Source organism: Kitasatospora sp. NPDC090091, assembly GCF_044747365.1.
GTDB lineage: Bacteria > Actinomycetota > Actinomycetes > Streptomycetales > Streptomycetaceae > Kitasatospora.
Window position 1 is genome coordinate 351,800 of sequence record NZ_JBIVDY010000006.1, and the last position, 6,793, is coordinate 358,592.

The window sequence follows — 6,793 nt, forward strand, 5'->3', positions numbered from 1 at the left end:
TGACTACAGGTGCGGAGATGGTTCCGGGGGCGGCGCGGTGCCGCCGGTGGGCCGGCCGTCAGGCCGTTCCGGGCTGCTGGGCCGGTCCGGCCGGTCCGGTCTTCTCGGCCTTCCCGGCGCTCTCGGGCTGCTTGGCCGGCGCCGACTTCTCGGCCGCCGGGGCGCTGGCCGTGGTCCTGGCGGGGGGAGGCTTCGGCGGCCCGAAGGTCGGTGCGGGAACGTCGCGGATCAGCAGCAGGGCGGTCACCCAGCCGAGCGCCAGCAGGCCCACCGGCAGCAGGAGCCCGCTGTGCATGGCGCTGGTGAAGGCGTCCGCGAAGGCGTCCTGCACCTTGGCGGCCTGCGCCGGGTCGGCGCCGGCCATGGCGGGCGGCGGGCCGCCGCTGCCGATCTTCACGGCGCCGTCGGTGAGCGGCGCGAAGGCCTGCTTGAAGCCCTCCCGCGCCTCCGCGGGCAGCGCCGCGGCCTGGTCGTTCACCCAGCTGCGCAGCCCGCTGGTGAGCCGCATCGAGAGGACGGCGCCGATCGCCGCGCTGGCCAGCAGCCCGCCGACCTCCTGCGAGGTGTTGACCAGCCCGGACGCCACCCCGGCCTGCGGCGGCGGGACCTGCCGCATCCCGACGCTGAACAGCGGGGAGAAGACCAGGCCCATCCCGAGGCCGGCCAGCAGGAACGGGCCGATCAGGTCGAGGGTGCCGGTGTCCGTCCCGGTGACCAGGATGAACGAGCCGAGGCCGGCGGTGAAGCAGGCCAGCCCGGTGAGGATGACCGCCTTGCCCGAGCCACGGTCGGAGAGCTTGCCGCCGATGCCGGCGACCAGCGCCGAGGTGAGCGGCATCACCGCGATGGTGAAGCCGGCCCGCAGCGGGGTCATCCCGAGCACGGTCTGCAGGTAGAGCGAGATCGGCAGGAAGGCCCCGAGCATCGAGAAGCCCATGACCGCGGCGACGATGTTGGCCGAGGCGAAGTTGCGCAGCTTCAGCAGGTCGAAGGGGAGCAGCGGGCCGGAGCGCTGGTGCCGCCGCTGGTCGAAGCCGAAGTAGACCAGGATCAGCAGGCCGGCGGTGATCGAGGCCCAGGCGGTGACGTCCCAGTCCAGCCGCTCGCCCTCGATCAGCCCGAAGGCCAGTGCGCTGAGGCCGAGGATGAGCAGCGCGGTCGGCACCAGGGCGAGCGGCTGCCGCTTGCCGGGCCGGTAGTCGTGGACGTGCTTGAGCACCAGGTAGGCGGTGGCGAGGCCGATCGGCAGGTTGAGGTAGAAGATCCAGCGCCAGTCCAGGTAGCTGACGATGACCCCGCCCAGCGTCGGGCCGGTCAGCACCGCGAGCCCGGAGAGCGCGCCGGTGAAGCCGAAGGCCGCACCCCACTTGGACGGCGGGAAGACCATGGTGACGATCGGGAGGATCTGCGGGGCGAGCATCGCGCCGCCGACGCCCTGGGCGAAGCGGGCGCCGATCAGGACGCCGGCGTTGGGCGCCACCCCGCACAGGCAGGAGGCGGCCACGAACAGCGCCAGGCCGTAGAGGTAGACCCGGCGGGGTCCGAAGAGGTCGCCGAGGCGGCCGGCGACGACGAGCAGGGTGGCGTAGCCGAGGATGTAGGCGCTGAAGACCCACAGACCCTCGTCGAGGGACGCGTGCAGGCCGGACATCACATGGGGCAGCGCGATATTGACGATCGTCATGTCGAGCAGCGTCATGAAGAAGCCCATGCTGAGCACGCCGAGAATCAGCCAGGGACTTTTGTCCCCGGTCTGCCGGTCGGGCATAGGTGGCTCATTTCTTGGAGCGCCGGAAGCCGTCGGCCGGAATGCGGGCACCGGGCTTCGGGAATGGGGAAGCGCGGAATGTCCGCCGGCTCGGCAGGGCCGGCGCGGAGCGGTCGCGGCGGTGAGGCCGCGAATGGGACGGACGGGACGGGGTCAGTCGGCGCGCCGCAGGAGCACCGCGTTGGCGTCGACCTTGAGCACGTCGGTGTGGAGCTGGAAGGGCAGCAGCGGGCCGCTGCTGAACAGGTCGGCCGGGAAGTGGCGCTCGATCGAGGGCGCGTCCACCGGCTTGAACGGGAACATCTCCTGGCGGCTGCCGCGCAGGTACAGCAGGCCGCCCGGGTGGAGCAGCCGGGCCACCTCGGCCGCGTAGCGGTCGCGGTCCTCCGGGCCCAGGTGGTGGAAGCAGCCGCGGTCCACCAGCAGGTCGAACTCCTCGTCGGGCAGGTCGAGTTCACGGACGTCGCCGACCCGCAGCTCGACCTCCAGGCCGAGCCCGGCGACCCGCTCGCCGGCGAGCGAGACCGCCTCGGCGCTGATGTCCACGCCGGTGGCGCGGTAGCCGGCGCGGGCCAGCGCGACGGTGTCCCAGCCGGTGCCGCAGCCGAGGTCGAGGGCGCGGGCGCCGGGGGCGGGCGGGGTGGCGGCGAGGAATCCGACCAGGTCGGGGGAGGGGGCGCTGAGCTCCCAGTACTGGTGGTGGTCCCCGGCCTTGTAGGCCCGGTCCCAGTCCAGGGTGGTCGTGGTGGTCATGGTCGTAGACCCCTTCCGGAGGCGCGCCGGACCGCACCGTGCGGTCGGCGGGGCACGCCGGCCGGCGTGCGCGGGGGGAGGTGGCCGCCGCCCGGGCCGCCCACGGTGCCGCCGAGGGCGGTGGCCGAGGGGGTCGCGGTGGCGTACCAGCCGACCACCTCGGGGCGCCCGGGCGTCAGCACCGGCGAGCCCCGGTAGACCTCGTAGCGCGGCCAGTTGGCGCGCAGTTCGAGGCCGGCCGCCGGGGTGACGTGGCGGTGGCGGACGGGCGGTTCGGCCTGGGCCGAACCGCCCTGCCAGAGCATCAGCCGCTCGCTCAGGACGGGCAGCACGCGGATGCCCAGGCTGTCCCGGCGCGGATCGAGCAGGGACAGCCCGGCGACCCGGTCCCGGGGCACCGACAGGCAGGCGTCGAAACGCCGGCGGTCGGGCGCCGTGGACTCCGGGTCGTCGTACAGGATTTCGATGCCGACGGTGCGGTCGTCGGAAATCCCGCGATTGAACAGGAATGCGGTGAGGCGAAGCCAGGTCGCCTCCCGCGGAGTTCCGTTCGCCGGATGCCGGAGGCTGATCACGAGAAGTGGTCGGGGGAGCACCGGGAACCATTCTCCGGTCCCCTGGAATTGCCCGCCCAATGTCTGCGGCCTATTCACAGGGGTGACGCTACCAACGGGTCAGTGTTCGCGTTTGACTGTCCTGGACACGTTCAGGGTGGATTCCGGACCGGGCAGCTCCGCTCCCGGGCCGTCGGTGCGGGGCCGCAGCAGCGCCGCCGCCCTGGCCACGCTCCGGGCCAGCTCGTCCACCCGGGCCCCGAGCTCGGGATCGGCCGGCTCGCCGCCCGGCATGGCACTGCGGGCCTGCGGGACGGCGACCTGCTCGGGCACCATCCAGGCCCGGTACCAGCGGACCACCAGGCGCAGGTGGTTGAGGGCGTTGGAGTTGCTGCGGCCGCCGAGCGCGCAGATGGCGCCGAAGACCTTCCCCTCGACGTGCTCGAAGTCCAGCAGGTCGAGCGCGTTCTTCAGGGCCCCGCCGATCGTCCCGTGGTACTCCGGGCCGGCCAGGATGACGCCGTCGGCGGCGCGGAACTCCTCCCGCAGCAGCTTGACGTCCGGGCGGCTCGGCCACGGGTCCTGCTTGTCGCCGTTGCAGAACGGCAGGTCCAGCTCGCGCAGGTCCAGCAGGGACGTCCGGCAGCCGTCCGCCTCCAGCAGGGAGACGGCGCGGCGAAGCAGCAGCTGGCTGGTCGAGCCGGGGCGCAGGGAGCCGCCCAGGCCGAGGATCCGGGGCGGGGCGGCGCTCACGCGTCCTCCTCGCAGATGGCGTCCGCCGGGCAGCAGTCCATCGCCTCGTAGACCAGCTCCTCCTCGTCCTCGTCGACCGGCTGGCGGGCCACGTAGGTGTAGCCGGCCTGGTCGTTGCGGACGAAGGAGTCGGGCGCGATGCACCGGCAGGTGTCGCAGTCGGTGCACTCGGCGTTGACGAAGAACCGCCCGGGCACGTTGTCCGGCAGCCTGGCCGGCACGGGAAACCCGCTCATGCGCCCACCTCGCTCCGCTCGGCGGCCCCTTCGCGGAACGCGCACCTCTTGATGATGAGCTCGCTGCGCTCGCTCATGCGTGACTCCGTCCCGCGTGGACCAGCTCCAGGACCCGCTCGGTGTCGGTGCGCAACAGGTGGCCGTAGGTGTGGCCGAGCTCGTCCTCCGGCGCGTACGCCAGCAGCTCGACGCTGTCGAAGCCGGCCAGGTAGTCGAGCACCCGGCGGACCTGGTCCGCGGTGTCGACGCTCAGCCCCAGGTGCGACATCAGCGAGCGCTTGCGGTCGGCCGGCAGGCCGGCCCACTCGCCGTAGGCGCGGCAGGTGAAGAACTCCACCTCGGTACCGTGCTCGGTGGTCAGGTTGATCCAGTGGCCGGGGGTGCCGTGCACCCGCGGGGCGATGTGCGAGGGGCCGGAGGAGACACGGCTGAGGCCCGGGTGCTCCCGGACGGTCTCCAGCCAGGCCTCGAACTCCTCCTCGCGCCGGTAGTCGCCCAGGTAGACGGCGACGTGGTGCAGGCCGGTCAGCCGCAGGGTGCGGCCGTCCAGCGGCTGGCCGAAGAAGGAGAGCAGCGCGTCGTCGGTGGTGGTGTCGGCCGCCCGGTCGGCCCAGTCGAGGACCTCCTTGAGCGCGGGCTCGCGAGCCGTCCCGGTCGGCAGGTACTCGGCGGCGGGGAACAACAGGCTGGGTGCCATGGCGAATCAGCTCCGTCGGGCGGTCAGGTAGTCCGTGATCAGGGTCTCCAGGTCCTGGTGGCCGGCGTAGGGCTTCAGCAGGTCCTGGTAGAGCTCGGGGCGGCGGCCGTGCAGGCAGAAGTAGAGGCTCTTGCGGAACGAGAGGTCGACCTCGCGCAGGTCGCGCACCCGGTCGAGGTCGAGCTCGGCGATCAGCACGCCCTCCTCCTCGTCCAGCGAGCCGACCAGCTGCTCGGGAGCGGCGACGGTGCTGTGGCCGGCCACCGAGATGGACACCTGCCGGCCGGCCCGCTCGCCGGTGACCTCGCCGACGGCGCTGGCCAGCAGGGTGTAGCAGACGTTGAAGGAGGAGTTGGCCTGGATGCACGGCCGGGTGATCTGGATGTTGCCGCGCAGCGCCGCGCCGGGCACCGCGATGATCTCGGCGCCGCGCATGGCGAGCGTCCGCGGCACCTCGGGGATCCAGAAGTCGGAGCAGACGCAGATGCCCAGCCGCCCGAACGGCGTGTCCACGATGACGAGTTCGTCGCTGGGCGAGACGGTGACCATCTCGGCGGCGAACCGGTGGGTCTTGCGGGCCTTGGCGGCGATCCGGCCCTGGTCGTCCAGCAGCACCGAGGTGTTGTAGTAGTGGTCGCCCTCCCGCTCGACGACCGTGCCGCAGAGCAGGTAGCAGCCCTTGGCCCGGGCCACCTCGCCGAGCCGGTCGAAGACCGGGCCCGGCACCGGCTGGTCGATGACGCCCTTCAGGTGGGCGCGGCCGGGGAAGTAGAACGGCGGGCCGAGGAAGAACTCCGGCAGGATGATCAGCTCGACGTCCTGGACGGTGTCCAGCAGGGCGAGCGTGCGGGCCAGGTTGACCTCGGGGTCGTGGTCCCAGAGGGTCTGGATCAGCGCGACCCTGGGCCGGCTGGTGGCGAGCGTGCGGTCGGTCATCAGGTCAGGCTCCATCCGGGGCTTACGGGGTGTCCGGCGTGTCCGGGGTGTCCGGGGCCGACGCGTCGTCCGGGTCCTGCCCGGCCGCCGCGGCCCAGTCGGGCAGCGGCCCGTCCGGGTGGGTGGCGGCGGTCAGCGCCAGGCCCAGCGGCGAGCGGCGGAAGTCGGCGGCGAACGGTGCGGCCTCGCGCATCCGGCGCAGCTCGTGCAGGTCCAGGTCGGCGGTGAGCAGCACCTCCTCACGGTCCGCCTCGGCGAGCACCGGCTGCTGCTTGCGGAAGTCCCGCGAGTAGGCGCCGATCGCCAGCGGACTGCGCAGGATCGCGCTGCGGCCCATGTAGGTGAGGCCGGCCAGGGTGTTCTCGCCGGTGGCGCTGGCGAACAGCACGTACGCGCAGTTCTCCGCGGCCCGGGCGAGCAGCATCTGGCGCACCGGTTCGGCGAACGGCCGCAGCAGCACCGAGGGCGCGACGATGATCTCCGCCGAGTCCGCGAACAGGCCGCGCAGCACCTCGGGGAACTGCACGTCGTAGCCGAGCGCGAAGCCGATCCGGCCGAGCGGGGTGTCGAAGACGCGGGCGCCGGTGACGCCGGTGATGAAGTGCGCCTCCAGGTCGTACACCATGGTGCGCCGCGCGGTGCCGGCGAGCTCCCCGGTGTCGTCCAGCAGCACGGCGGTGCTGTGCACGTGCTCGCCGGAGCGCTCCAGCACGCCGGCGGCGATCCAGATGCCGAGCTCGCGGGCCAGGCCGGCCAGCCACTCGGTGAGCGGGCCGGGCACCGGCTCGGCGATCTCGTGGCTCTTCGGCAGGTTCAGTGCGGTGGCGAACACCTCGGGCAGGACGACGAGTCGGCAGTCGTCGTCGGCCGCGGCGCGCACCAGCTTCTCGGCCCGCTCCAGGTTCTCCGCCCGGCGGTTGGTGGCGACGGACAGCTGGACGACGCCGACCCGGTACCGGCGAAGGTCTGCGGTGGGCATGGTCGTGCTCCTTCCGGTGTCGGGTGCGGTCGGGACGGCGGGCCGGGCGCGGTGCCCGCACGGGGGCGGGCCCCCCCCCCCGCCCGTGGCCGGCGGACACTCACTAGAAGATAAACT

At 73.0% G+C, this 6,793-nt stretch carries 8 protein-coding genes; all 8 read right to left on the reverse strand.

What is annotated here, in order from left to right:
* Positions 1–58: 58 nt before the first annotated feature.
* The 8 genes from ACIPSC_RS13315 to ACIPSC_RS13350 all read right to left on the reverse strand — a co-directional run bounded on the left by ACIPSC_RS13315 (position 59) and on the right by ACIPSC_RS13350 (position 6,676).
* Positions 59–1,768, reverse strand: coding sequence for a DHA2 family efflux MFS transporter permease subunit (locus ACIPSC_RS13315; protein WP_400825399.1), 1,710 nt, complete (start codon positions 1,766–1,768; stop codon positions 59–61).
* A gap of 153 nt (positions 1,769–1,921) precedes the next feature.
* A complete protein-coding gene (locus ACIPSC_RS13320; protein ID WP_400825401.1) occupies positions 1,922–2,521 on the reverse strand; it encodes a class I SAM-dependent methyltransferase in 600 nt (199 codons plus the stop codon).
* Positions 2,518–3,117 (reverse strand): hypothetical protein, encoded by a 600-nt coding sequence (locus tag ACIPSC_RS13325; RefSeq protein ID WP_400825402.1) that lies wholly within the window; start codon positions 3,115–3,117, stop codon positions 2,518–2,520. Before ACIPSC_RS13325 ends, ACIPSC_RS13320 begins: the two co-directional genes overlap by 4 nt.
* Positions 3,118–3,195: 78 nt before the next feature.
* Positions 3,196–3,828 (reverse strand): NADPH-dependent FMN reductase, encoded by a 633-nt coding sequence (locus ACIPSC_RS13330; RefSeq protein WP_400825403.1) that lies wholly within the window; start codon positions 3,826–3,828, stop codon positions 3,196–3,198.
* Positions 3,825–4,064 (reverse strand): ferredoxin, encoded by a 240-nt coding sequence (locus tag ACIPSC_RS13335; protein WP_238862021.1) that lies wholly within the window; start codon positions 4,062–4,064, stop codon positions 3,825–3,827. Before ACIPSC_RS13335 ends, ACIPSC_RS13330 begins: the two co-directional genes overlap by 4 nt.
* A 73-nt stretch (positions 4,065–4,137) precedes the next feature.
* On the reverse strand, positions 4,138–4,761 hold the full coding sequence (locus tag ACIPSC_RS13340; protein WP_400825404.1) for a hypothetical protein: 624 nt from the start codon (positions 4,759–4,761) through the stop codon (positions 4,138–4,140).
* Between the two features lie 6 nt (positions 4,762–4,767).
* Positions 4,768–5,697, reverse strand: a complete 930-nt coding sequence (locus ACIPSC_RS13345) for a carbon-nitrogen hydrolase family protein (RefSeq protein ID WP_400825407.1) — start codon at positions 5,695–5,697, stop codon at positions 4,768–4,770.
* Positions 5,698–5,719: 22 nt separating this feature from the next.
* A complete protein-coding gene (locus ACIPSC_RS13350; RefSeq protein WP_400825408.1) occupies positions 5,720–6,676 on the reverse strand; it encodes a carbon-nitrogen hydrolase family protein in 957 nt (318 codons plus the stop codon).
* Positions 6,677–6,793: the final 117 nt, after the last annotated feature.